This window comes from Pseudomonas sp. GL-B-19 (assembly GCF_019956415.1).
GTDB lineage: Bacteria > Pseudomonadota > Gammaproteobacteria > Pseudomonadales > Pseudomonadaceae > Aquipseudomonas.
The window spans coordinates 160,068-184,574 of the sequence record NZ_JAHBDK010000053.1 but is presented as its reverse complement, the minus strand read 5'-3'; the positions used below and the strand labels follow the sequence as shown (position 1 = coordinate 184,574).

Here is a 24,507-nt window from a genome sequence, read left to right as displayed (position 1 = left end):
CTGAGCTTGTTCTGATGAATTCACTAAAGGGAGTTATCGGCTGTTATGACCAGATCTTGACCCTGAGACAAAATGCCACGACCGAGCATTGATGTCACATTAGCATCATGCTTTACTGCATCCGTGATTCATCTGCTTCACTCCTTGCGGCGCGACCACGATTCGCACGTTAGGTTCCCCTGTGTAAGGGATTCCCCTAGTAACAATCAGGCCCAACCTGATATTCGCGATATCCAATAGCCATTAATGTGACGCCATTCTCATTGCATGAACGGAGTCAGGTTTTTGTGTGCGATCGCAGGAAAGTGGTCTTCCACCCTATCAAGCTCCCCAGCCTGGGCTCAGTCCTGCTGGAGCGCGATCTCACGCCGGCATGACAGCGTCGGGACGTTGAACGTCCTCGTCGACATACGTGATATCCCCTCATTTGACATGACGTTGTGGAGGTAAGCATGCCGAACAAACCCAAGCAGTGGGCTCAGCGTTTACCGGAGTTTCTTGTCGAGGCAGAAACCCTTCTAGCCAAATCGGAGGAGTGCCTGAGCCACCTGCAATTGATCAGCAATGACAAAGACGCAATCGATTGCATGCTCAGCAGTCTGCTCAAATTGGCGAGCCGGGCCGATGCCTTGGCGCTGGAAGCCATGTCCGAGTTTTCTCTGCATATTCATGGTTTGCTGAACCACACCCACAACCAAATCGACCTGCACGATCAAGCACTGGGGGCGCTGAAAGAATGCTTCACGCTGATGGCCTGGCAACTTGAACTCATCGATCAAACCACCGGTCAACTCAGCCTGGATGACACTGAGCAGACTTCCTTGATCGAAGCCTTTGCGTTCCAGGTCGGACTCAGTCCATTTCAGTTACCGGTTAACTCCAAACCGTTTACGCTCGTTTCCTATTCGGAACGGCAGGCTTAAATAAGTTAGACAACTACGCTGTGCAAAGTCTTATTGCCATGACGGCGCTCTATAACTGAGCGCGTTCATGTCGCAATTGAACACCTCATATCTGTCAACGACAGTTCGATGCTAATCATTTCCCTCCGTAATGCTTTTCCATCATGGACTAGCGTCCAACCGCTTTATTTCCTGACTGCATGGTCCTATATACCAAACGCGACCAACGGTATCTTAAGTGGTATTATGCCGCCCATTAGTTGACGCCAATTATTGGCCAAGTGTGATCGGATGAAAGCAGACAGACAATGGCTGTAGTTTCACCACTGCACCGTACTCTGCTCAAGACGAGCCACTATAGATTTTCAGACAGAGACCCGTCAGCCCTATGGCCGGTCTGCCCGCAGCGAACATTCATTGGCTCCATCCGCTATGTACGCCAGCCTCAAGTCAGTCATCCTATGGCCACCTTCCCAGAAAAACGCGCGACGTTTCACGTTGTTGCTGTGCACCGTTTCAGCCCTTGGCAGCCTACTGGTCTTCTGTCTGTCCGCTCCCCTTCCGCTGAGCGTGCTGGTGCTCAATATCGCGGCGTTGGCCTGCGTCTGGGTGCAACATCGTCTCTCGAGTACGTCAATAAGATTTGAGCCGCAGGAGCTGGCGGACCGACTGTTGGAAGTTCAGGAAAATGAACGCCATCGGCTCAGTAGAGAATTGCACGACGATATTGGCCAGTTGCTGACAGCCGCAAAACTTCAAAGTGAATGGCTCAAACGGCGGATGCCTGAAGAAATGCAAGGCCAGTGCTCAGTGCTCTGCGACACACTGGAAGAAACCCTGACCAAGGTTCGTGACGTCTCGGCCATCCTTAATCCCAGGCAATTGGCGAGCCTCGGACTGGAAGCCAGTCTGCGTGCGCATCTGCTCAAGACCCTGGCCAATACATCAATGCACTGGAGCCTGGAATGCCATCAACGCTTGACCGGCATACCGGAGGAAATGGCGGTGGCAGCGTTTCGAATTACCCAGGAAGCAGTGACCAACATTCTGCGTCACGCCGAAGCGAAAAATCTGCTGGTCCGCCTGCAACGTACACCCCAAGGCCTGGAACTATCGATCAGCGACGACGGCCTGGGTTTCGCACCCGCGGCTGACCCCGGTCGAGAAGGACAGCGGGGGATGGCCGGGATGCGGGAACGGATCGATCAGTTGGGCGGGACCTTGGCCGTGACCAGCGAACCGGGCAAAGGCACTCAAATCGAAGCACTCTTCCCCTGGGCGCCCCGTGCGCTTGAGCGGGCCAGTACGAATAAGGTTTTACATTGACTTGTAACTTACTTCTGGTGGATGACCACTCACTGATTAGGGCAGGCGTGCGCGCTTTGGTGCTGGATATTCCCGGCTACGCGGTCATTGGCGAGGCCGATGACGGCTCGCATTTACTCGAGATGGTCGAGAAGCTTTCGCCTGACATTATTTTGCTGGATATCTCCATGAAGGTGACCGGCGGCCTTGAAGCCATGCAGCGACTCAAGCGGGTGCGCCCGCAAAGCAAGGTGCTGATCCTGTCGATGCACACCGATCCAGCACTCATCATGCAAGCGCTTGAGTCCGGCGCCCATGGTTATTTGCTCAAAGACACCACGGCCACCGAGCTGGAACATGCCCTGGATGCCTTGCGCAATAACGAACGCTACTTGAGCCCTGCCATCGCCCACACAGTCATCAATCAGGCATTGATCCGCAACCAGAAACAGCAACCGGAAACGTCCGACTCACATAACCTGACGGCACGGCAACTGGAAATCCTGCGACTGATTGTTCGTGGAAAATCCACCCGGGAAATCGCCAATGGCCTGGGCCTTAGCATCAAGACCGTTGAAACCCACCGCTCGCAGATCATGAAACGCCTGCAGATCTACGACGTGGCCGGTCTGGTCCTGTTTGCCGTACGCGAACAAATCATCAGTCTGGACGATTAACTGACAGCGCTGCACTCAACAGCGGTGAGTTCTCCGGCAAATGCACACGCAATGCCGCGGCACGCGCAGAAAAACGCAGGCTATCGCCCTCCAGAGGCTCGCCATCAAGGTTGATGTGCAGACCTTCCGAAACCTTGATTTCGACCCAGGGCAAACGGGCGCGCACAAACATGTTGTCGATGCCAAAACCATCGGCAAGCAGGGTTTTCAAGGTTCCGACCACTTCCTGAGGGGCCGGTAAAATACTGATGTCCAGCAGACCATCGTCAATCAGCGCCTCCGGGCATAGCACATGCCCACCTCCCGCCTGCCGACCATTGCCGATACCCAGTGCCAATAGCTCTCCGCGCCAATAAAAGTCCGGCCCATGCAACTCGCCATATGCCGCGTGCAACTCGCTGAAACGTGACAGACCAGTAAACAGATACGCGGCACCACCAAGGATTTTTTTCAAGTCTTCCGACGTATTGGCTGTGACCTGACTGCCGAAACCGCCAGTGGCCATATTCAGAAAGACCTGCCCTCCAACGTCCCCCAGATCGATAGCGTGCGGCGCAGCCTCCAGAAGGTCCAGGGCCAGAGCCGGTATTAGAGGCACACCCGCTGCGCGAGCAAAATCATTGGCAGTGCCCAATGGCATCAAGACCAGGCTGGCCTGATTCGGGTGCGCGGCTATGGCCTCGGCAACATCGCGTAATGTGCCATCACCGCCGCCGGCAATCAGTTGCGTATAGCCTGCGCTCAACGCTTCTTCCACCCACCGCTGCGCGTCCCCCGCCTCCCAAGTCAGTCGGACCGCCAGATCCCAACCCTGCTTGCGCTTACCTTCGATGGCCGCGCGGACCTCCTCGTTGAGTGCCTGCTTGCCATGCAGAATCAACAGCGCCTTGCGCTCACTCATTGTCGTAGCTCCTGATTGAAATTCATTCAGGAGATGTTGACCTCACTGCCCCCTATAAAGGTCGCAAGGCGTTGAGATTTTTCGAGGCGTGCAGGTTTGCGGTCCTACAGGGCGGGAAGTTTTCTTACGATATGTGAGGAATCGGCTCAATTGACCAACCGGGGCGATTGGTACACCTTGATGTCAGCGGTTATCTGTCATCAACAGCAAAGACACAGGGATGTGCAAGCAATGAGTAAACCCCGTTCAAGGGCTACAAAAAACGCACGCAATACGGGTTTCGGCTACCCAAACGGCATTGACGCAAGGAGCGGTTTTCTCCATGCAAACTCATGACATCAAGTTGCCGCTCAGCCCGGTAACGCCGTTCGCAGAAAGTCGCGCCAATCATCAGGCTGAATTCAACAACAACGCAAAACCCGCTTCAGGAGTTGATATGGAACCTCGCGTCATTGAACTGGAGACCCATCTGAAATACATCCGAAGAGACATGGATGAAGTGCGCAATGACGTCAAGTCCATCAAGCACAGACTGGCTTACTCGGCGGGCGGAACCGCTGTAGTCCTCGGGCTGTTGGGCTGGGTTGCCAATAGCCGCTTCGACCAGGTCGTGACACTTCTGCTTCGTTAGCGTTAGTCATACACGCAAGACCCGGCAAATTTACCGGGCTTGCGGCAAAGAGACATCGCGAGATCAGCTCAAGACTTCGCTCAGAGGAATGAAAACTACATATTCACCCTCGATCAACGTGCGATCTTCCAACACCTCAACCAGGCCATCAGCCCAGGCGGCACTGCGAAGTACACCTGAGCTCTGATTCTTGTAAATGATCGCCCGGCCATTCTCCAGACGACCACGCAAGTACTCTCGTCGGTTACCAGCCTTAGGCCAGACGAACCCGGCCGGCACCTGAAACTTCAGCGGCTCAACCTCTTTTACACCTTGACGGCGCAGGAGATAGGGCTTTGCCAACAAAGCAAAAGTGACCAGTGTCGACGCCGGGTTGCCGGGCAATCCAATCACAGGTACGCCACGAAAATGCCCGAATGTCAGCGGCTTGCCCGGTTTGATGGCGAGTTTCCACAGCGTGAGCTCGCCCTCTTCGCGCAAGGCCATGCCCAGGAAATCGGCTTCTCCTACAGACACCCCACCCGTGGAGAGGATCAGATCAACATCCTTCAACTCGCCGAGGCGGGCACGGGTGGTCACCAAATCATCAGGAAGAATACCGGCATCGATGACTTCACAGCCCAGGCGTTGCAACCAACTGCACAGCAATACGCGATTGCTGTTGTAGATCTGTCCTGGGCCGAGGGCCTGGCCCGGTTCAACCAATTCATCTCCGGTTGAGAGAACCGCAACACGAACCTTGCGAATCACGTCCAGCTCAGCGCATCCCAGCGATGCCGCCAAGCCCTGCTCGATAGGCCCAAGCCGTGTGCCGGCCGACAAGACAAGCTCGCCAACCGTGGTTTCCTGACCTTGTGGCCGGATGTTTTGACCCGGATTCATGGATTCGAGGAACCGTACTCGCTCATCCGCCTGAACCTCGGCATTTTCCTGCATCTCGACACAGTCGGCGCCTGCTGGCACAGGCGCACCGGTAAAGATTCGGGCGCAGGTACCGGGCTTTAACGGTTCGGGCGCCTGACCGGCAAATATCTTCTGACTGACCACCAACGGTTCTCCCGTCCAGTCAGCGACACGCAAGGCGTAGCCGTCCATGGCACTGTTCGGCCAAGGTGGCAGATCAAGGTTCGAAACCAAGTCATCGGCGAGCACGCGCCCCTGAACCTGCGCCACCGGCAAGCGTTCACGCTCGCGGATGGGCGAGGCTTCTGCCATGTCCAGCAGACGCGCCAGCGCCACCTCGACAGGCATCAGGCTTCCGGTTTTACCCGGCTTACCCGCGGGATTCACAGGGTGCCGCCTGCTTCAGATGAGCCACGAAATTGCAGGGGCGATGGCGCGCATCCAGCTGTTCGGCAAGAATGCCATCCCAGCCGGTGCGCACGGCGTTGGTCGAACCCGGCAAGCAACAGACCAGCGTACCGTTGGCCAAACCGGCCAGCGCCCGGGACTGCACGGTCGAAGTGCCGATATCGGCAACAGAAATCTGCCGGAACAACTCACCAAAACCATCAACTTGTTTGTCCAGCAGGCAACTTACCGCCTCTGGCGTGCTGTCCCGTCCGGTGAACCCGGTACCGCCAGTGATCAGCACCACCTGCACCACCTCATCGGCAATCCAGTTGGCGACTTGCGCGCGAATTTTGTAGAGATCATCTTTAAGCAAAACCCGAGCGGCCAGGTTATGACCGGCGGCGCTCAAACCGTCGACAAAAACCTGTCCTGACGTATCGGTTTCCAGGGTTCGGGTATCGCTGACCGTCAGCACCGCGATATTAAGCGGCGCGAAAGGTACATCAGCCTTGGCTTTCATAGGCTCGTCCAGTTGTAGGAAAAACAGCTCGGTGTTATATCACAGCGCTTCACTTTTTCAGCGCCCCCATGGAGACCTGCCATGCCCCCTGACTCACCATTGCCGCCTTGCTCCATTTTGCTCCTGGCTGGCGGTCGTGGCCAACGCATGGGCGGTCAGGACAAGGGTTTGCTGGAATGGCACGGCGAGCCGCTGATCGCGCACCTGTATCGCAAGACCCGCGATCTGAGCGATGACCTGATTATTTCGTGCAACAGGAACCTGGACAAATACGCGCCTTACGCCGATCAAATGGTCCATGACGACGAAGGCGATTTCCCTGGACCCTTGGCGGGTATTCGCGCCGGCCTCAAGGCGGCCCGCCATCCTCTTCTGCTGGTGCTGCCCTGCGACGTACCTCGCATCAATGCCGCCCTGCTCCACAGCATGCGCGAAACCGCCCGCCAGCATCCGGACAAACCGTTGATGCTGCGCCAGGGCGCACACTGGGAACCGTTGCTGTGCATTATCCCTGTCGCACTCTGCTCGGCGTTCGACACGGCATGGAATGAAGGTGAACGCAGCCCGGGACGCCTCATGCGCAAACTGGAGGCCACCGCACTACAATGTGTAGACAACGACCCGCGACTGGCCAACCTCAATACCCCGGAACTGTTAAGCGCACACTCCGAGTCAGAACGACACTAGGCAAGGAACTTGCGTGCGTTGTATACGTCTCAAGCCCAGCAACCAAAGAATTCTTATTCGGAGACACGCTCATGACTCAACGGACCCTCGCCACTTTTATGCTCGCAGTGGGCCTAGCGACCTTGGCGGGCTGTGCATCGCCGTCAGTGATCACCTTGAATGACGGTCGCGAAATCCAGGCCATCGACACGCCATCGTATGATGAAAAGTCGGGCTTCTACGAATTCGAACAGCTGGATGGCAAGGAAACTCGCATCAACAAGGATCAGGTTCGCACCGTTAAAGAGTTGTAATTGTTACTGCACCTGCCAGATGCGACAAAGCCCGCTTGATGCGGGCTTTTTCGTGACCGGGATTTTTCACCACTGCAAGGTGATGGTGCTTTCAAACACCCTTTCCTGGCCGGTGACCGGATCCACAAACCGCAAGCCCTGAGCGAGCAGTTTCAGCGGGTTGGCGTAGTCATCTTCAACGTCCTTGAGCACCTGCGGGTAGAACGGATCATTGCAAATACTCGCGCCCAGCGCTGTCATGTGCACGCGCAATTGATGTTTCTTGCCCGTCACCGGGTAAAGCGCATATCGCCAGAGGTCTCCGTTCTTTTCCCGAACCTCGACTGCTGTCTCGGTATTGCTGACACCCGGACCTTCCTGCATGCGGAAAAACGGTTCGCCATCGATGAGTCGGCTTTTATGTACCAAAGGAAAGGCCCGTTCAGGCAATGCAGCGGCAATTGCCTCGTAGCGCTTTTCAATCTGTCGTGTCGGAAATAACGACTGATACGCTGAACGGCTCTGCGGGTTGGCGGAAAACAGAACCAACCCTGCCGTATGCCGGTCAATGCGATGCAGCGGCACCAGATGTGGGTTATCCAGTCGACGGATCAACCTTCGCAGCAGCGTTTGTTCCACATACTCGCCTGCCGGCGTCACCGGCAGAAAATGCGGCTTGTCTGCAACCACCAGATGCTCGTCGGCATAGAGGATCGACTCGACTACCGGAATCGGCTTTTCGTCCGGCACCTCACGGAAATAATGAATCCGCAGGCCTTCCTTGTAAGGCAGATCGACCGCGATCGGCATTCCGTGCCCGTCGAGCACCCGACCGCGAGCCACTCTGTCCAGCCATTGTTCACGACCAATAGCGCTGAAGTGTTCACACAGGCAATCGATAACGGTCTGCCACGAACCTGGCGGCAAGTAGAGCGTGCTGGCCTGGTTGTGTGCAGCGGAAAAAGATGAAGTCGACATACGAAAGTTCTGACCCTCAATACAGGTCGGCATTATCCAACAGTGGCCGAGTCGAACCTAGCAGAGAATCCTCATGCCGGAATCTGTGTGCGCGCCGCCGCGTCAGTGAACTCCTTGAGCCAGCGCAGTACATCGACGGCTTCCCAGCGAGCGGGATCGTAAAGCGCGTACAACAACCCCTGATAGCCCACGACATCGAGTTGCCGGTGGTAACCCGCCCGCTGGAACAACGCTTCGATTTCGGCGAAACAGGTATTGAAATGCAGTTTGTTGAAGGGTGTTTTTCCCTCCGTCACCAGACCGTCCAGACGTAACTCGAGGACAGCCTCGCGCACAACATCGATCGACATCCGGTTCACGCTGTTTTTCAATTGTTCGACATTGACCACGATTCATCCCTCTCACGCCCGGAACTGCCTGCGCAAACCCGAAAACCCGGGATAACGAGGCAGCACCACGATAGCTGTATGCGCATACAGTATCCGAAGAGCATAGATTAAGCCAAGGGCATCAATCGCAAAGTTTGACAGGCGGGGTCATCGCCAGCACGAAAACCGCTTAACGCAAGAACGCCACAACCTGCTCGGCACTGAATGGCCAACCCAGTTCAGCGCCGGTGTCGACTCGTCGCAAGACAGGAATGCGCAGACTGTAGGCTGCGAACCAGGTTTCATCGTCAGCGATATCTACCAGTTCGACCAGCAGACCGTGTTCGACAAAGGGCATCAGCATGGCTTCGGCCACTTCACAGAGATGGCACCCCAGGGTGCCGAACAGCTGACATTCAGGAAGCATGAGCGCTCAACCGAAAAAATTAAGTGACTATTCTAGGCCTGCCCCGAAAAACCGTCGAGCCATTGAATCTTCTGCCCTGGAGGATGAATCGCAAGGGCGGGCGGTATAACCCTGATGCAAATCAGTCGCCGCTTGTGCCATTTAAGCAATGCTCACGTTTTTTTTGCTTCTACGCTTGAGTAGCCAGCGTCTATCAGCGGAGTGTTTTGTGTTTGCCAATCTCTTGATTATTCTCGTTTCTTCGCTGGTGGTCATCGCGCTGTTCCAGCGTCTGCGATTGCCCCCGGTCCTGGGTTATCTGTGCGTGGGGCTAATGGTTGGCCCGACCGCCTTCAACTGGGTAAAACAAAGCGAAGGGCTGCCCTACCTTGCCGAGTTAGGCGTGGTGTTCCTGCTGTTCTCGCTCGGTCTTGAGTTCTCCCTGACGAAAATGATCGCACTACGCCGGGTAGTGTTTGGTCTTGGCAGTTTGCAAGTGCTTGCAAGCGGACTGCTGCTGGGTGCTTTGCTGATGATGTTCGGGATGCCGGTGACCGCCGCGCTGTTACTGGGTGCGGGACTGGCGCTGTCATCCACCGCCATTGTCAGCAAGGAGCTGACCAGCCTTGGCGAGATTTTCAGCAGTCATGGCCAGAATGCCATCGCCGTATTGCTGTTTCAGGACGTAGTGGCTGTATTGCTGTTGACCCTGGTGCCCGTATTCGCCGGCAACAGTGATCAGGCCTGGTATTGGGCGCTGCCTCTGACACTGGTGAAGACCGTGGTGTTGTTCGTCGGTCTGCTGCTGGTCAGCCGCTGGCTATTACCAAGATTGTTCCATGAAGTCGCCGCCGCCCGCTCTGCCGAACTGTTCGTACTGCTGGCGCTGGTGATTGTTTTGCTGACGGCCTGGCTGACTCACCTACTGGGTCTTTCCCCCGCCTTGGGCGCGTTTCTCGCCGGCATGCTCTTGGGCGAAAGTCATTACCGGCATCAGGTCGAGGCCGATATCCGCCCGTTTCGCGACATTCTGCTCGGGGTGTTCTTCGTCAGCATCGGCATGCTGATCGACTTGAATTTGTTCGCCAGCCACGCCCTGCTGATCCTTGGCCTGACACTGGGATTGCTACTGATCAAGGGCACCGTGGTGGCGCTGCTGGTCAAATGGCGTGGCAGCGATGGCGAAACCGCCTGGCGCAGCGGCCTCGCACTGGCCCAGGGGGGTGAGTTCTGCTTTGCACTGATAGCGCAGATGCAACAAAGCGATCTGATACCCGCGCAACTCGGCAGCCTGCTGCTGGCCGCTACGTTCTGTTCGATGCTGGTCACGCCACTGATGCTGCGCGCAGCCCCGTCTATCGCAAAGCACCTGCATCGCAAGTCCAACAAGGAAGCACAACTCGAAGAAATCAGCGCGCTTAACGCCGATCTCGACAAGCATGTCGTCATCTGTGGTTACGGGCGCGTTGGTCAGTCGATCGGGCGCTGTCTACGCCAACAGCAGCAACCTTACATTGCACTGGACCACGATTCGGTAAGGGTCGAGGAAGCGGCCGTCAGCGAAAGCTGCGTACATTACGGAGACTCGCGTCGAGGTGAATTACTGGTTGCCGTAGGACTGGCCCGCGCCAAACTGTTGGTGATCGCGGTGGACCAGACCGACATCGCGCTGGAGATACTCAAGGAGGCACGCAGGGTCAATTCGAGTGTGCCGATTCTGGTCCGTACCCGGGACGACAGCCAGTTAACCGAATTGAAAGAGGCCGGCGCCAGCGAAGTCGTACCGGAACTGCTGGAGTCCAGCCTGATGCTCGCCTCCCATGCACTGATCATGCTGGGACTGCCCGCCCATCAGGTACAGGAGCGGGCTGATCAGATACGACATGATCGCTACCGGATGTTGCACGATTTTTATCCCGGGGCCGAAGATGCAGAGAAGTGATTCAGTCCTGACTGACGGCGCCGATCTTGTGTACCGACAAGTCCGCGCCGTAATACTCCTCTTCCTGACTCAGGCGCAGCCCATGGAACGCCTTGATCGCTCCATACACCGCAAAACCACCGGCCAGCGCCACAACCACACCCAGAGAAGTGCCGATCAACTGACTGACCAAACTCACCCCACCCAAGCCGCCCAAGGCCGTCTGGCCAAAAATCCCGCAGGCAATTCCGCCCCACACGCCACACAGACCGTGCAAAGGCCACACACCCAGCACATCGTCGATATGCCATTTGCCCTGCGCCGCGGTAAAGCACCAGACGAAAAGTGCCCCGGCAATGGCGCCGGTCAGCAGAGCGCCCACGGGGTGCATCAGGTCGGAACCGGCGCAGATGGCCACAAGTCCGGCCAGTGGGCCGTTGTGCAAAAAGCCTGGGTCATTGCGCCCGACGATAAGCGCCGCCATGGTTCCACCGACCATGGCCATCAGCGAGTTCACCGCCACCAACCCGCTCACGCCTTGCAAGGTCTGGGCACTCATGACGTTGAAGCCAAACCAGCCCACTATCAGAATCCACGAGCCCAACGCGAGAAAGGGAATGCTCGATGGTGCAAACGCCACCAGGCGACCGTCGCGATAGCGCCCTTGTCGTGGCCCGAGCAACAATACCGCCGCGAGTGCCAACCAGCCGCCCATGGCATGGACCACTACCGAGCCTGCAAAATCATGGAAGCTGGCACCGAATCGCGCCAGCAACCACGCTTGCAAACCATAATTGCCGTTCCAGATCATCCCTTCGAAAAAGGGATAGATGAACGCCACAATCAGCGCGGTCGCGCACAACTGCGGGACAAATCTGGCGCGCTCGGCGATGCCGCCGGAAATGATCGCCGGAATGGCCGCTGCAAAGGTCAGCAGAAAGAAGAACTTCACCAGCCCGTAACCATGGTCGGCGTTGATCACCGCCGCCGGTTGCAGAAAGGTGACCCCATAGGAAATCCAATAGCCTATAAAGAAGTAGGCCAAAGTCGAAATGGCGAAGTCGCTGAGAATCTTCGACAAGGCGTTAACCTGGTTCTTTTGCCGAACCGTGCCGACCTCAAGAAAAGCGAAACCGGCGTGCATGGCCAACACCATGACTGCACCAATAAGGATGAACAGTGTGTTGGAGCTGTGGACCAGACTGTCCACAGCACTTTGCAGATTTTCCATGGATTGGCAGACCTTAAGGCTGAAAAAGCACCAAAGCGGTTCGCGCGGGCGATGTACGCACCAAGTTGCGGCTTATCCGGATCGAACCGTTGATCCCCGTGAACCGCTTTGGCGCAAAAGATCGAAACCTTCGCGCGAGTTTTAATTGTTTGAGTAGCGGTTTTCCTGATTTCATGCCCGGCAACAGCGCAGCGGCGCCGGGAACGCACCACGACATAGCAAAAGTTGTACCAGTCATTTGTACTGAACCTTCACGCAAGGCTCATACTCGAACCCATCAGAAGCCACTACGGAGATCCACCCATGGCCAGCATCAAGGCAAAGACTGCTCAAGAAATCCTGATGAACGATTTTCAAACACTGGTCAGCGACACCGAACGGTTGCTGGAACACACTGCCACCCTGGCCGGCGATCAGGCTGATGAGCTGCGCAACCAGATCCACGACAGCCTGTTGCGTGCCCGGGAAACCTTGAAGCTGACCGAAGACTCGTTACGCGAGCGCGGTCAGGCCGCCGTTACCGCTACCGAGGATTACGTTCAGGCCAACCCATGGCAATCAGTCGGGATTGCCGCCGGGGTGGGTTTCCTCATTGGCCTGTTAGCTTCTCGGCGCTGATATGTCTATCGGCGAATCCAGCTCGTCTGCGACGGGCACAAGCGCTTCATCGCGGCGCCTGGGGGCCGCTTTTCTCGGACTGTTGCACAGCCATGTCGAACTGTTTGGCATCGAGTTGCAGGAGCAAAAGGCTCGCACCGTAAGCCTGCTGTTGTTTGCAGGCCTGGCGCTGGTCTTTGCATTGCTGCTATTGGTGGGGTTGTCGGCTCTGGTGATGATTGTGTTTTGGGACACCTATCGCCTGCCCGCCATCATCGGGCTCTGTGTGTTCTATGCCCTTGCCTCCATATTCTGTGCGTTCCGTTTGAAAGCGGCGATCTTCGATGAGTCTTCGCCCTTCCATGGCACCCTGGAAGAATTGGCCAATGATCGGGAGCGCCTGCTGCCATGAGCCTGCCTGAACTGCCGCACAACAGCTCGCGTACGGAAATGCGCAAGGCGCTGATTCGCCTGCGCATGGAAATGCACCGTCAGGAAATTCGCCACGAATCCAGGGAACTGCTGCTGCCCTTGCAGCGGATACGCGGGATGTCGCAAGACTTCCAGAGCAGCTTTGGCATCAAGCACGCCCCGCTCTGGGGCGTGGCGGCGGTTACCCTGTTGGGATTTTTGACCGGAAAAAGTACCAGAAACGGCGGCGTCAGCAGCCTCACTCGCCTGGTTCGTCTGGGCACCAGCCTCGGGCCCCTGATCAAGCTGGTCCTGCAAAGCAATTCGCGTAAAGACTAAATAGCCACTCTCTGGCTGCATTCTAGCCACACCACCGGGATGAACCTCTTTTATCGAGGGGTTCAATCCTGTGTGCCTACCCGGTGACCATGCGAATCCAAAAACAAGAACTTTGCCTCACCACCGGGCAGTTTTTCGACAATGGTGAGCGACTGCTGCTCATCGACATCGACGCCGCCGGGCTCTAGGCTAAGGGATCAGTCACCTGACGGAGAGACCCGCCTTGGATTGGCAAACCCTGCTTACCCGCGAACGCCTCGGAAAACCTCTGCACAGCCCGGAAGAACTCGGTCGCAGTCCTTTCCATAAAGACCATGACCGCATTATTTTCTCAGGCGCTTTTCGCCGGCTGGGACGCAAGACCCAAGTCCATCCGGTCACCAGCAACGATCACATCCACACGCGCCTGACCCACTCGCTGGAAGTCAGCTGTGTCGGCCGCTCGTTGGGCATGCGTGTCGGTGAAACCATTCGCAGCGCCTTGCCCGAATGGTGCGATCCGAGTGATCTGGGGATGGTGGTGCAGTCGGCCTGCCTGGCCCATGACATCGGCAATCCACCCTTCGGTCACTCCGGCGAAGACGCCATCCGTCACTGGTTCCAGCAGGCCGCGGGCCGTGGCTGGCTGGATGACATGAGCGAAGTCGAACGTAATGACTTTTTGAACTTCGAAGGCAACGCCCAAGGTTTCCGCGTCCTCACTCAATTGGAGTATCACCAGTTCGACGGTGGTACGCGGTTGACGTACGCCACACTGGGTACGTATCTGAAGTATCCCTGGACGGCAAAACACGCTGACTCACTGGGCTACAAGAAGCACAAGTTCGGCTGTTATCAGAGCGAACTGCCGTTGCTGGAGCAGATCGCCCATAAACTCGGCCTGCCACAACTGGAGGAGGAGCGCTGGGCACGCCATCCATTGGTGTATCTGATGGAAGCCGCCGATGACATCTGCTACGCGCTGATCGACCTGGAAGACGGCCTGGAAATGGAGTTGCTGGAGTACGCCGAAGTCGAGTCTTTGCTGCTCAACCTTGTGGGCGACGATCTTCCGCAAACCTATCGCCAACTGGGCCCATTGGATTCGCGTCGACGCAAGCTGGCAATTCTGCGAGGAAAAGCCATCGAGCATCTGACCAATGCCGCTGCTCGCGCCTTCGTCGAACAACAGGATGCCTTGCTGGCCGGCACGCTACCCGGCGATTTGGTGGAGCACATGCATGGCCCGGCCAAGCGCTGCGTCTTGAACGCCAAAGACATGGCCAGAAAAAAAATCTTCCAGGACAAACGCAAGACGCTGCATGAAATCGGCGCCTACACCACGCTGGAGATTCTTCTGAACGCTTTCTGCGGGGCGGCACTGGAACAACACAACGGTCGAACGCCGTCGTTCAAAAATCGCCGCATCCTCGACCTGCTGGGCAACAATGCGCCCGATCCTCGCGGTCCTTTGCACACTTCATTCCTGCGCATGATCGACTTCATCGCCGGCATGACTGACAGCTACGCCAGTGAAATGGCCCTGGAAATGACCGGTCGTTCAAACCGCGGATAAATGCCCATCGACCCGCTGTTCAGATCGTCTGAGGAGCGGTTCGATATTCATTCGCACTTCAGCACCAACAGAATCGCCCTACACCTTGTGCAGAGCCGACTGATCGATTGCTCTCCCTGCTCGCGCAATAATCACCTTCCACTCTGATCGACAGATCAAGCATGAAAAATGTCAGGTCCAAACACAATTGGCGCATCTTGCTGGTGGAAGATCATCCCTTTCAGCTTAAAGCGACCCAATACCTGCTTGAGAGTTATGGCTTCACCCAACTCACCGCTACGGACAGTGCAGAGAGCGCTTTGCACCAGATGCTTGAGTCTTCGCACCCCTTCGACATTCTCCTGTGTGATCAATGTCTGCCTGACCTCACAGGCCTCGACTTGATCGAACTCGCCAGCCGCCGGGGAATGATCAAGCAGGCGATACTCCTGAGTAGCCTGACACCCGGCGAACTGGACAAACTTAAAAAAACGGCCGATGAATACAATCTACCTTTGCTGGGCTACTTGATAAAACCATTGAAACAATCAGACTTTAGAAACCTGTTGACTCGGGCTTCGCTATAAAAACCCACTATTAAAAATACATTTAGTACACATACAACCAAATTAAAATAAACACCACAATCACCCCACCACTTAATACAATACTTTTATTGATCCTCATTCAAAACCTAGTTAGACCGTAGTCCGATTCCTCTTCGACTGTAGGACTTTTCCTATATCACTGCTATCTGCCTGTCGGTTCATGCGCCCCCTCAACTATCTGAGCTATGGTGCGCGCTTTATTTGAGCTCGCATGGGATCTGATTATGAACTCCGTTTTTATTGTCGACGATCACCCCGTTATCCGTCTTGCCGTCCGAATGTTGCTCGAACATGAGGGTTATAAAGTCGTCGGCGAAACTGATAATGGGGTCGACGCCATGCAGATGGTTCGAGAATGCATGCCGGACCTGGTCATTCTCGACATCAGCATTCCCAAACTGGACGGACTGGAAGTTCTCTCCCGTTTCAACGCCATGTGTACCCCGTTAAAAACCCTGGTATTAACGGCTCAGTGCCCGACATTGTTCGGCATTCGCTGCATGCAGTCCGGCGCGTCGGGCTATGTATGCAAACAGGAAGACCTCAGTGAACTGGTGAGTGCCATCAAGGCGGTGCTCTCAGGCTACAACTACTTCCCCAGTCAGGCGTTGAATCCTGTCCGTAGCGATGACACGCGATACGCCGACCTGGAGCTCTTCAAAGCAGTCAACGACCGGGAGTTGATGGTATTGCAACTGTTTGCACAAGGCCGTACCAACAAGGAAATTGCCAAGGGCATGTTCCTCAGCAACAAGACAGTCAGCACCTATAAAAAGCGCTTGATGCAAAAACTCAAAGCCAAATCACTGGTTGAACTCATCGATATGGCAAAACGTAACGCCTTAGTGTGAGAGCCCGGATGCCCAGTCGTATAAAGGATTATCTAATACTGATAACTGCAGGCTTATGTCTGAGCACCTCAGTGTCTGCGACACACTCCGCCAGCGAGCATTACACCCTGCTCAGTCGCTCAATGGCCGGTCACATGGAAGTCCAACTGGATAAATCACAACGGCAATGGCTCAACAACAAACGTGAACTGACTCTGGGCACTTCAGCCCCCGATTACCCGCCTTTCGACCTGACCAACAGCGGCAGCGACTATGAAGGTTTCACTGCCGATTACGCGGGCATCCTTGGCAAGGTCACCGGCCTGCCCATCAAGGTTCAGCGCTACGCGTCCCGAGAAAACGCGATCGAAGCGCTGGAAAACGGTGAGGTCGATATGCTTGGCAGTGCCAATGGGTTTGAGGCACGCAACGCCGACATTGTGCTTTCCACACCTTACGCTGCGGACCAACCGGTTCTGGTGACACGAGAAGGAGAAACCCGATCCCTGAACGATGGCCTGGCCGGGTTGCGGTTGAGCATGGTGTACCACTACTTGCCGATGGAAGAAGTCCAATCCCTGTATCCAAAGGCAATTATCTCAACCTTCCCCTCTTACCAGAATGCAATCAACGCTGTCGCGTTCGACCAGGCTGATGTCTTTCTCGGTGACACCATTTCAACCCATTACCTGATTAACAAGGGTTACCTGAACAACGTCCGGATGGCCAACTTCGGTAAACACGAAGTCCACGGATTCAGTTTTGCCGTGCACCAGAACAACCCGGAACTACTTGGGATCATCAACGCGACTCTGAATGCCACTCCCACCAGCGAGCGAGAAAACATCGCCAAACGCTGGAGTGCAGGCAGTGACATCCTGCTCACCGATCACAAGCTGCAACTTACCGGTCGCGAAGAACGCTGGCTGGCGCAACATCCAGTGGTTCGCGTGGTGGTCAATGAGGCGTTTGCGCCGCTGACGTTTTTCGACGATGAAGGCAACTTTCGAGGTGTTACCGCCGACCTGCTCGAGTTGATCAGGTTGCGCACCGGCTTGCGCTTCGAGATCCATCGCAGCCGAAGCGATGACGAGATGATCGAGCGAATCAGTCATCATCAGGCCGACTTGATTGCCGCCCTGCTGCCCAGCGCACAACGTGAAACGCTGCTGAACTTCAGCCGCCCCTACCTGGAAAACTCCTTTGTCCTGCTGACACGCAAAGTGGCCGACACCCCGACCGACCTCACGCAATTTTCGGGCAAGCGCCTGACGATTGCCCAAGGCAATCCGATGGTGGATTACCTGCGTCGCGAGTTCCCGCACGTCAATCTGATCGAAACCCCAGACACCTTCAGTGCCGTGCAGTCAGTTGCAGAGGGGCAGGCTGAAGGCGCCGTAAACTCGCTGGTGATCGCCAACTACTTCATCTCATCCAGAATCTTCGAGCAGCCCCTTCAGATCAGTTCCACCCTTGGCACGCAGCAGGCTGCGTTCTCCCTGGCAACAGGACGTGATGCCAAAGAACTGAGCGCCATCCTCGACAAGGCATTGCTGAGCATTACCCCGCAGGAGCTGGGCATTATCAACAGCCGCTGGCGGGGATACTCGTCGACTACGCAAAACACCTGGCGCAGCTATCACCGGGTGTTCTATCAAGTGGTGATTGGTGTTGGTGTGCTACTGCTGATTTCTGTTGCCTGGAACGCTTACATGCGTCGCCAGATAAAACAGCGTCAGGCGGCCGAGCTCGCGCTGAATGATCAACTTGAGTTCATGAGATCACTGGTCAATGGCACACCTCATCCAATCTACGTGCGTGATCGACAGGGATTGCTGCAAAGCTGCAACGACAGTTACCTGGAAGCCTTCAGTACGAAATACGAAGACGTCATCGGCAAAAGTGTCATTCAGGGCAGTATGAGCAATGCGTTCGAGGCTCAGGAATATCAGGCTGACTATCAGCGCGTCGTGAGTGAAGGTACACCGTTGATTCTCGACCGCACCCTGCAAATCGGCAGTCGCAAGCTGACGATTTATCACTGGGTTCTACCTTACCGGGACTCGAGCGGTGAAGTGCAGGGCATCATTGGCGGCTGGATCGACATCAGCGAGCGGCGACAACTGTTCGAAGATCTTCGAGCGGCCAAGGAACGCGCCGATGAAGCGAACAGAGCCAAAAGCACTTTTCTGGCGACCATGAGCCATGAGATCCGCACCCCGATGAATGCAATCATCGGCATGCTGGAACTGACCCTCAAACGTATCGAGCCGGCTCATCCGGACCGCCCCGCCATTGACGTCGCATACAACTCGGCGAAAGACCTGCTGGAACTGATCGGGGACATTCTCGATATTGCGCGCATCGAATCCGGGCATCTGAGTCTGAATCCGGAGCGCGTCAACCTGGGTGAAACGGTGGCATCGGTGGTCAGGATCTTCGACGGGCTCGCCCGGCAGAAAAACCTGCGCCTGTTGCTGGACTTCAGTCCTGCCCATCCGCCAACCGATGTCCTGTTAGACCCGATGCGCTTCAAGCAGGTGTTGTCCAATCTGGTCAGCAACGCCATCAAGTTTACCGAACAGGGTCAGGTCCTGATTGTGGTTGAGTTACAGGCCTCTGACGAGCCCGAGCGGGTCTTGCTGCGCGTGCAGGTCAAGGACAGCGGAATGGGGATCAGCGAGCAGGATCAACAGCGTTTGTTTGAGCCATTCGCTCAGGCGACCCATAGTGCGCAGTCGACCCGAGGGGGCGCTGGGCTGGGTCTGGTGATCAGTCGCACGCTGTGCGAGATGATGGGCGGCAGCCTGCAATTGCGTAGCCAGCCCGGTGCCGGCACTCAAGTCGAAATATCGTTGCATCTGGCGACATTGCCACCAGAGCTGTTGCCGAAAACCGTCGAAGCGTCTATTCAGCCTACCTCAACCCCGTTGAACGTCCTGGTGGTCGACGATCATCCGGCCAATCGCTTGCTCATGTGTCAGCAACTGGAGTTTTTGGGGCATCGCTATAGCGCAGCAGCAGAGGGCGAGGCCGGATTCGCGGCATGGAAGCACGGACAGTTCGATCTGGTCATTGTTGATTGCAACATGCCGATCATGAACGGCTACGAATTGGCCCGGCTAATTCGTCAATACGAACAGCAACAGCCGCGCGCGGTCTGCACCCTGTTGGGTTTTACCGCCAATGCACAGCCGGAAGAAATACAACGCTGCAAACAGGCAGGGATGGACGACTGCCTGTTCAAACCCCTCAGTTTGACGGCCTTGAGGCAGTGGATTGAACGTATCAAGCCGATCGCCCGCGACCCGGCGTTCAGCCTCGAAGGGCTGCAACTGCTGACCGGCGGTAATCCGAAGCTGGATCACCGCTTGTTGTCCGAACTGCTGAAAAGCAATCGTCTGGACCGTGAGCAATTGCGGGCGCTGTCCCAGTGCAAGGACCGCCAGTCTTTCCTCGACTTCGCTCACAAAATCAAGGGGGCGGCCCGAATCGTCCACGCGTGTCGATTGATCGACAGCTGTGAAGCGCTCGAAATCGCCTGCCATGAAGTGTTCCACCCCGAAACCGTAGCCAACTGCACTAAAGCCATCGAGCGCGCCATGCTCGAACTGGAGCAAGCCTTGCAACAACAAATAGGGCATAACGACAAAAGCAGAACGATGGAGCATTAACTATGCTTGAGCGTTGAGCAGTGTGTTCACCCTCATGGAGAGACCCGTAATGCCAAGCTCACTGCGCTCCGATCAACGCCGATTTCCGTTACACGTCCATATCAGCGTGATGTTTACCTTCTTGCTGCTGCTAACGGGCGTGGTGTTGGGCATTTTCAATTACCGGCAAACCACGCAGATCATCCTGTCCAGCAGCGAAAAACTCTTCAACCGGATCGAGCAGGATGTCCGGCTGGATCTGCAAGCCACCTATGTACCGATCCGCCACCTGTTGAGCTTGCTAGTGGACAACCCGGCGACCGAAGCGTCGGCGCTGGAGCAACGGCTCGCGCTGCTGAAACCCTTTAGCCAGTCGCTCAAAGACAATCCCAACCTGGCCTCGCTGTATCTGGGTTACAGCAATGGCGACTTTTTCATGGTGCGTCCTCTGCGCATCCCGGCCGTGAAAGCTCTCACCAATGCCCCGGACACGGCGGCCTATCAAGTCTGGAGCATCGAACACCCGGCCGGCGGTGGAAAGGTGCGGTCCCAGTCTTTGTTTTTTGATCAGAACCTGGCCCTCATCGACCGCCAGGATACCCCCGACGAAACCTTCGATCCGCGCACACGCGCCTGGTTTAGCAGCGCTCGCAGCGATGAGGACCAGATCACCACCGAACCCTATGTATTTTTCTCCACTCACGATGTTGGCACCACCCTGGCCCGGCGCAGCGGCGCGAACGCAGTGATGGGCGCCGACCTCACCCTCGCCGAACTGTCGGCGACGCTGGCCAAACATGTGGTGACCCCGCACACAGAAATCGTGCTGTTCGATGGCGAAGGCAATGCCGTTGCCTATCCCGACAGCAACAGGCTGATCGTCGACGACCAGACCGTACGCTTGATCAAGGCAGCCGATTTGAATCCGGCACTCGGTGCCCTGCTCACCCGTCCGCCAGAAGGTAATCGCCTGGACACCGCGGGTCGCCAATGGATTGTGGCCCGCAGCAGCATGAAGGAAGGCGGGCCTGAAGGATTACAGCTGGCGCTGTTGGTGCCGGAAGATGAATTGCTCGTCGATGCCTATCGCATGCGCTGGCAAGGCGCAGTGATCACTCTGGCAACGTTGCTGCTGTGCCTGCCGCTGGGGTGGCTCACCTCCAGAGTTCTGGTCAAGCCTCTGCGTTCACTGGTGCAGGAAGCCGACGCGATCCGCAGTTTCAATTTCAACTTTCCTGTCAGCCAACGCTCACCCGTGCTGGAAGTCGACCAACTGAGCGTGTCGATGGCGCGCATGAAGGACACCCTGGCGAGCTTTTTCCAGATCACCGACAGCCTGAGTGCCGAGACCCGTTTCGCCCCGTTACTGCAACGGGTGTTGTTCGAAACCGTGAAAATCGGGCAGGCTCAGGCGGGTCTGATTTACCTGCGCGAACAGGATAGCGACCGCATGGAGCCTCACGGCCTGGTTATCAACGAGACCGCCCAGGCATTACCTGCATTCGGGATTCACGGCCACGAACTCCAGAACCCGCAGAGCCCTCAGTGGATGCAGCAGTTGTCGAACGCCGACAATGTCGTCACCAGCCTGAACTTCGAAAACGCCGCCGACCTGCAAAAGGTGGTGCTTGCGCTGGAAAGCCCACGGGTTCATTTGATCGGTATCCGGTTACACAACCGGCATAACGAAACCGTCGGCCTGCTGATCCTCTTGCTGGCCGACAGCGGCACACAACACGACCTGGAAAAGCTTCGCCCGGACCGCATTGCGTTTCTCCAGGCGGTGTCAGGCGCGGCGGCGGTGAGTATTGAAAGCCAGCGCCTGCAAGCCAGACAGAAACAGTTGCTGGACTCTTTCATACAACTGCTGGCTGGGGCGATCGATGCCAAAAGTCCTTACACCGGCGGGCATTGTCAGCGGGTGCCGGCGTTGACGCTGATGCTCGCTCAGGCTGCTGCCGCCAGTCAGGAGCCGGCCTTCAGCGGCTATCAGCCTACGGAAGATGAGTGGGAAGCCCTGCACATCGCGGCATGGCTGCACGACTGTGGCAAGGTCACCACCCCTGAGTATGTGGTCGACAAGGCCACCAAACTTGAAACCCTGAACGACCGCATCCACGAAATCCGCATGCGTTTCGAAGTGCTCAAGCGCGATGCCTGGATCAATTATTGGCAGGCCATTGCCCAAGGGGGTGACGAGCATCACCTGGCCGAATTGCGCAATGCCATTCTGGCGGGACTGGACGATGATTTCGTGTTCATCGCCCACTGCAATCTGGGCGGTGAAGCCATGGCCGAAGCCGACCTGCAACGTTTGCGCGGCATTGCTCAACGTACCTGGACCCGAACCCTGGATGATCGGCTCGGGGTTTCATGGGAGGAGAACCGCCGCCAGGAACGAACGCCGGCGCCGACGCTGCCCGTCAGCGAGCCGTTGCTCGCGGACAAACCCGAGCACCTGTTCGAACGTGCCGAAAGCGAACTGATCCCGGATGGCAATCCGTGGGGATTCAAGCTCGAAGTACCGCACTACAAGTACAACCGTGGCGAACTCTACAACCTGAGCATTACCCGAGGCACGCTGACTCGCGAAGAGCGTTACATCATCAATCACCACATGGTGCAGACGATCCTGATGCTCAGCCGCCTGCCCTTTCCCGAGCACCTCAACAACGTCGCGGAAATCGCCGGCGGCCATCACGAGAAAATGGACGGCACCGGTTATCCCAAACAGTTGAAGCGTGAAGAAATGAGCCTGCCGGCACGCATGATGGCGATTGCCGATATTTTCGAAGCGCTGACCGCTGCCGATCGCCCCTACAAGAAGGCCAAAACCTTGAGCGAGGCCTTGGGCATCATGGCCAACATGTGCCGTGACGCCCACATCGACCCGGAGTTGTTCGGGCTGTTCATCAACGCACACATATATTTGCAGTACGCAGAACGATTCCTCGATCCTCAGCAGATTGACGTTGTTGACCGGTCAAGCCTGTTGGTCAGGGCAGGCTTGAGTGCATGATCAGCAATCGGTCAGGCGCAGAAAAATCACCGCCAGCTGCTCGATACCGGCCTGATCTTCAGCGCTAAAACGCGCCAGTCTTGGGCTGTCGAGGTCCAGCACACCGACCAATCGACCGTCCTTGACCAACGGAACAACCAGTTCGCTGTTCGATGCGCTGTCGCAGGCGATATGCCCGGGAAATACATGCACGTCTTCAACCAATTGAGTCTGCAAGGTCGACGCAGCCGTCCCGCACACGCCGCGACCAAATGGAATCCGCACGCAGGCGATTTGCCCCTGGAAAGGACCGAGCACCAGTTCTTCGTTACGATTGAGGTAGAAACCGGCCCAGTTCAGGTCATCGAGCTGGTTGAACAGGAATGCCGAGAACTGTGCAGCATTGGCGATAAAATCACGCTCGTCCGCCAGCAACGATTCCAGCTGCGCCCACAACATGCCGTAACCATCCAGGCCTTGGCCGCTCTTCTGTAAATCAATCATGCTTTGTGCTCCAACAGCTTGAGCCCGACCCAATAGCGGGCAAATTGATAGGCGCAACGACCATTGCGATTGCCTCGGCCCGTGGCCCAACGCACCGCGAGGATGTCCAACTCTTCGTTACGCTGCCACTCAAGCCCGGCTTTATCGGCCAGTTGACCGATCCAGTGTTCGACTACGTTGAGGAAATGTTCCTGAGTAAACGGATAAAACGACAGCCACAAACCGAAGCGGTCCGAAAGCGCGATCTTGTCTTCCACCGCCTCGCTGGGGTGCAGTTCGCCGTCGACTCTTTTCCAGTTTTCGTTATCGCTTTCCTTTTCCGGCACCAGGTGACGACGGTTGGAGGTGGCGTAAAGCAGAACGTTATCCGGTGCCTGTTCAAGGGAGCCATCGAGTACGCTCTTGAGTACGCGATAATCGCCCTCGCCCGACTCGAACGACAGGTCATCGCAGAACAACACGAAGCGCTGCGGCAACTTGCCGATTTGCTCGACCACTCGCGGCAGGTCCGCCAGGTGATCGCGCTCGATCTCAATCAGGCGCAAACCGGCGTGGGCATGTTCGGCGAGCAAGGCACGCACCAGCGACGATTTACCGGTACCGCGCGAGCCCCAGAGCAAAGCGTGGTTGGCCGGCATGCCGTCGATGAACTGTTGGGTATTGCGCCCCAACTGCTCCAGTTGCCGGTCGACACCGATCAGGTCGGACAGACGCATGTCGAGGCTGACGTGCAGGGGCAACAGAAAACCGCTGCGCCCCTCGCGCTGCCAGCGCGCGGCCAGGCATTGGTTCCAGTCGATGGTTTGTCGAGGTGCGGGCAGCAGCGGCTCGATACGGGCCAAAACAGCATCGGCGCGTTCAAGAAAAGCATTCAATCGAGCGTCCACGTCTTCTCCTCGGGCACGTTCACAGTGATGATGGCGATACAGCGACGAATACAC

At 56.6% G+C, this 24,507-nt stretch carries 24 protein-coding genes; 15 read left to right on the top strand and 9 right to left on the bottom strand.

What is annotated here, in order from left to right; all coding sequences use genetic code 11:
* Positions 1–452: 452 nt before the first annotated feature.
* From KGB06_RS21305 to KGB06_RS21295, 3 genes are all read left to right on the top strand, one after another.
* Positions 453–923, top strand: coding sequence for a hypothetical protein (locus KGB06_RS21305; protein WP_223519259.1), 471 nt, complete (start codon positions 453–455; stop codon positions 921–923).
* A 411-nt stretch (positions 924–1,334) separates the two neighbouring features.
* Positions 1,335–2,228: a sensor histidine kinase gene (locus KGB06_RS21300; protein WP_223519360.1), complete on the top strand. Its 894-nt coding sequence runs from the start codon at positions 1,335–1,337 to the stop codon at positions 2,226–2,228.
* Positions 2,225–2,884, top strand: coding sequence for a response regulator transcription factor (locus KGB06_RS21295; RefSeq protein WP_223519257.1), 660 nt, complete (start codon positions 2,225–2,227; stop codon positions 2,882–2,884). The genes KGB06_RS21300 and KGB06_RS21295 overlap by 4 nt, the downstream gene beginning before the upstream one ends.
* Here KGB06_RS21295 and yegS read toward each other — a convergent pair.
* On the bottom strand, positions 2,868–3,785 hold the full coding sequence (gene yegS, locus KGB06_RS21290; RefSeq protein WP_223519255.1) for a lipid kinase YegS: 918 nt from the start codon (positions 3,783–3,785) through the stop codon (positions 2,868–2,870). The genes KGB06_RS21295 and yegS overlap by 17 nt on opposite strands.
* Positions 3,786–4,107: 322 nt before the next feature.
* On the opposite strand from yegS, the gene KGB06_RS21285 reads away from it, so the two are divergent.
* On the top strand, positions 4,108–4,416 hold the full coding sequence (locus KGB06_RS21285; protein ID WP_223519253.1) for a hypothetical protein: 309 nt from the start codon (positions 4,108–4,110) through the stop codon (positions 4,414–4,416).
* A gap of 63 nt (positions 4,417–4,479) precedes the next feature.
* On the opposite strand, the gene glp is transcribed toward KGB06_RS21285, so the two are convergent.
* Positions 4,480–5,706 carry a gephyrin-like molybdotransferase Glp gene (gene glp, locus KGB06_RS21280; protein ID WP_223519251.1) on the bottom strand — a complete coding sequence of 409 codons (1,227 nt, stop codon included), beginning with the start codon at positions 5,704–5,706 and terminating at the stop codon, positions 4,480–4,482.
* Positions 5,690–6,229, bottom strand: a complete 540-nt coding sequence (gene moaB / locus KGB06_RS21275) for a molybdenum cofactor biosynthesis protein B (protein WP_223519249.1) — start codon at positions 6,227–6,229, stop codon at positions 5,690–5,692. Before moaB ends, glp begins: the two co-directional genes overlap by 17 nt.
* Positions 6,230–6,310: 81 nt before the next feature.
* On the opposite strand from moaB, the gene mobA reads away from it, so the two are divergent.
* Positions 6,311–6,916, top strand: a complete 606-nt coding sequence (mobA, locus tag KGB06_RS21270; RefSeq protein WP_223519247.1) for a molybdenum cofactor guanylyltransferase MobA — start codon at positions 6,311–6,313, stop codon at positions 6,914–6,916.
* A gap of 71 nt (positions 6,917–6,987) precedes the next feature.
* Positions 6,988–7,209 carry a YgdI/YgdR family lipoprotein gene (locus KGB06_RS21265; RefSeq protein ID WP_223519245.1) on the top strand — a complete coding sequence of 74 codons (222 nt, stop codon included), beginning with the start codon at positions 6,988–6,990 and terminating at the stop codon, positions 7,207–7,209.
* A 66-nt stretch (positions 7,210–7,275) separates the two neighbouring features.
* Here the strand turns inward: KGB06_RS21265 and KGB06_RS21260 are convergent, their stop codons facing one another.
* The 3 genes from KGB06_RS21260 to KGB06_RS21250 all read right to left on the bottom strand — a co-directional run bounded on the left by KGB06_RS21260 (position 7,276) and on the right by KGB06_RS21250 (position 8,961).
* Positions 7,276–8,166: a pseudouridine synthase gene (locus KGB06_RS21260; protein ID WP_223519243.1), complete on the bottom strand. Its 891-nt coding sequence runs from the start codon at positions 8,164–8,166 to the stop codon at positions 7,276–7,278.
* A gap of 71 nt (positions 8,167–8,237) precedes the next feature.
* The gene (locus KGB06_RS21255; protein WP_223519241.1) at positions 8,238–8,555 is read right to left on the bottom strand and encodes a transcriptional regulator; all 318 of its coding nucleotides are present in this window, start codon (positions 8,553–8,555) and stop codon (positions 8,238–8,240) included.
* 169 nt (positions 8,556–8,724) lie between these two features.
* Positions 8,725–8,961, bottom strand: coding sequence for a glutaredoxin family protein (locus KGB06_RS21250; protein WP_223519239.1), 237 nt, complete (start codon positions 8,959–8,961; stop codon positions 8,725–8,727).
* Between the two features lie 208 nt (positions 8,962–9,169).
* Here KGB06_RS21250 and KGB06_RS21245 point away from each other — a divergent pair, with 208 nt between their 5' ends.
* On the top strand, positions 9,170–10,882 hold the full coding sequence (locus KGB06_RS21245; RefSeq protein ID WP_223519237.1) for a cation:proton antiporter: 1,713 nt from the start codon (positions 9,170–9,172) through the stop codon (positions 10,880–10,882).
* Between the two features lies 1 nt (position 10,883).
* Here the strand turns inward: KGB06_RS21245 and KGB06_RS21240 are convergent, their stop codons facing one another.
* The gene (locus KGB06_RS21240) at positions 10,884–12,092 is read right to left on the bottom strand and encodes an ammonium transporter (protein WP_223519235.1); all 1,209 of its coding nucleotides are present in this window, start codon (positions 12,090–12,092) and stop codon (positions 10,884–10,886) included.
* 303 nt (positions 12,093–12,395) lie between these two features.
* On the opposite strand from KGB06_RS21240, the gene KGB06_RS21235 reads away from it, so the two are divergent.
* The 8 genes from KGB06_RS21235 (at position 12,396) to KGB06_RS21200 (ending at position 23,083) form a co-directional block, all read left to right on the top strand.
* Positions 12,396–12,710 carry a YqjD family protein gene (locus KGB06_RS21235; RefSeq protein ID WP_140670943.1) on the top strand — a complete coding sequence of 105 codons (315 nt, stop codon included), beginning with the start codon at positions 12,396–12,398 and terminating at the stop codon, positions 12,708–12,710.
* Between the two features lies 1 nt (position 12,711).
* Entirely contained in the window at positions 12,712–13,101 is a 390-nt protein-coding gene (locus KGB06_RS21230; RefSeq protein ID WP_223519233.1) for a phage holin family protein, read from the top strand.
* Positions 13,098–13,439 carry a hypothetical protein gene (locus KGB06_RS21225; RefSeq protein ID WP_223519231.1) on the top strand — a complete coding sequence of 114 codons (342 nt, stop codon included), beginning with the start codon at positions 13,098–13,100 and terminating at the stop codon, positions 13,437–13,439. The genes KGB06_RS21230 and KGB06_RS21225 overlap by 4 nt, the downstream gene beginning before the upstream one ends.
* A 223-nt stretch (positions 13,440–13,662) precedes the next feature.
* Positions 13,663–14,994 carry a deoxyguanosinetriphosphate triphosphohydrolase gene (locus KGB06_RS21220; protein WP_223519229.1) on the top strand — a complete coding sequence of 444 codons (1,332 nt, stop codon included), beginning with the start codon at positions 13,663–13,665 and terminating at the stop codon, positions 14,992–14,994.
* Positions 14,995–15,155: 161 nt separating this feature from the next.
* Positions 15,156–15,560, top strand: coding sequence for a response regulator (locus KGB06_RS21215; protein ID WP_223519228.1), 405 nt, complete (start codon positions 15,156–15,158; stop codon positions 15,558–15,560).
* Positions 15,561–15,805: 245 nt separating this feature from the next.
* Positions 15,806–16,432 (top strand): response regulator transcription factor, encoded by a 627-nt coding sequence (locus tag KGB06_RS21210; RefSeq protein WP_223519226.1) that lies wholly within the window; start codon positions 15,806–15,808, stop codon positions 16,430–16,432.
* Between the two features lie 8 nt (positions 16,433–16,440).
* Positions 16,441–20,085: a transporter substrate-binding domain-containing protein gene (locus KGB06_RS21205; protein ID WP_223519224.1), complete on the top strand. Its 3,645-nt coding sequence runs from the start codon at positions 16,441–16,443 to the stop codon at positions 20,083–20,085.
* A 49-nt stretch (positions 20,086–20,134) separates the two neighbouring features.
* On the top strand, positions 20,135–23,083 hold the full coding sequence (locus KGB06_RS21200; protein ID WP_223519222.1) for an HD domain-containing phosphohydrolase: 2,949 nt from the start codon (positions 20,135–20,137) through the stop codon (positions 23,081–23,083).
* On the opposite strand, the gene KGB06_RS21195 is transcribed toward KGB06_RS21200, so the two are convergent.
* Both KGB06_RS21195 and KGB06_RS21190 read right to left on the bottom strand, forming a co-directional pair.
* Positions 23,084–23,566: a GAF domain-containing protein gene (locus KGB06_RS21195; protein ID WP_223519220.1), complete on the bottom strand. Its 483-nt coding sequence runs from the start codon at positions 23,564–23,566 to the stop codon at positions 23,084–23,086. It abuts the gene before it with no gap.
* Positions 23,563–24,453, bottom strand: a complete 891-nt coding sequence (locus KGB06_RS21190) for an ATP-binding protein (protein ID WP_223519359.1) — start codon at positions 24,451–24,453, stop codon at positions 23,563–23,565. The genes KGB06_RS21195 and KGB06_RS21190 overlap by 4 nt, the downstream gene beginning before the upstream one ends.
* Between the last annotated feature and the right edge of the window lie 54 nt (positions 24,454–24,507).

Bases quoted from the DNA above. Each gene is read 5' to 3' on its own strand.
- mobA (WP_223519247.1), top strand. From the start codon at position 6,311: ATGCCCCCTGACTCACCATTGCCGCCTTGCTCCATTTTGCTCCTGGCT.
- KGB06_RS21300 (WP_223519360.1), top strand. From the start codon at position 1,335: ATGTACGCCAGCCTCAAGTCAGTCATCCTATGGCCACCTTCCCAGAAA.
- KGB06_RS21305 (WP_223519259.1), top strand. From the start codon at position 453: ATGCCGAACAAACCCAAGCAGTGGGCTCAGCGTTTACCGGAGTTTCTT.
- KGB06_RS21215 (WP_223519228.1), top strand. From the start codon at position 15,156: ATGAAAAATGTCAGGTCCAAACACAATTGGCGCATCTTGCTGGTGGAA.
- KGB06_RS21230 (WP_223519233.1), top strand. From the start codon at position 12,712: ATGTCTATCGGCGAATCCAGCTCGTCTGCGACGGGCACAAGCGCTTCA.
- KGB06_RS21225 (WP_223519231.1), top strand. From the start codon at position 13,098: ATGAGCCTGCCTGAACTGCCGCACAACAGCTCGCGTACGGAAATGCGC.
- KGB06_RS21195 (WP_223519220.1), bottom strand. From the start codon at position 23,566: ATGATTGATTTACAGAAGAGCGGCCAAGGCCTGGATGGTTACGGCATG.
- KGB06_RS21205 (WP_223519224.1), top strand. From the start codon at position 16,441: ATGCCCAGTCGTATAAAGGATTATCTAATACTGATAACTGCAGGCTTA.
- KGB06_RS21260 (WP_223519243.1), bottom strand. From the start codon at position 8,166: ATGTCGACTTCATCTTTTTCCGCTGCACACAACCAGGCCAGCACGCTC.
- KGB06_RS21240 (WP_223519235.1), bottom strand. From the start codon at position 12,092: ATGGAAAATCTGCAAAGTGCTGTGGACAGTCTGGTCCACAGCTCCAAC.
- KGB06_RS21250 (WP_223519239.1), bottom strand. From the start codon at position 8,961: ATGCTTCCTGAATGTCAGCTGTTCGGCACCCTGGGGTGCCATCTCTGT.
- yegS (WP_223519255.1), bottom strand. From the start codon at position 3,785: ATGAGTGAGCGCAAGGCGCTGTTGATTCTGCATGGCAAGCAGGCACTC.
- KGB06_RS21210 (WP_223519226.1), top strand. From the start codon at position 15,806: ATGAACTCCGTTTTTATTGTCGACGATCACCCCGTTATCCGTCTTGCC.
- moaB (WP_223519249.1), bottom strand. From the start codon at position 6,229: ATGAAAGCCAAGGCTGATGTACCTTTCGCGCCGCTTAATATCGCGGTG.
- KGB06_RS21265 (WP_223519245.1), top strand. From the start codon at position 6,988: ATGACTCAACGGACCCTCGCCACTTTTATGCTCGCAGTGGGCCTAGCG.
- KGB06_RS21235 (WP_140670943.1), top strand. From the start codon at position 12,396: ATGGCCAGCATCAAGGCAAAGACTGCTCAAGAAATCCTGATGAACGAT.
- KGB06_RS21200 (WP_223519222.1), top strand. From the start codon at position 20,135: ATGCCAAGCTCACTGCGCTCCGATCAACGCCGATTTCCGTTACACGTC.
- KGB06_RS21285 (WP_223519253.1), top strand. From the start codon at position 4,108: ATGCAAACTCATGACATCAAGTTGCCGCTCAGCCCGGTAACGCCGTTC.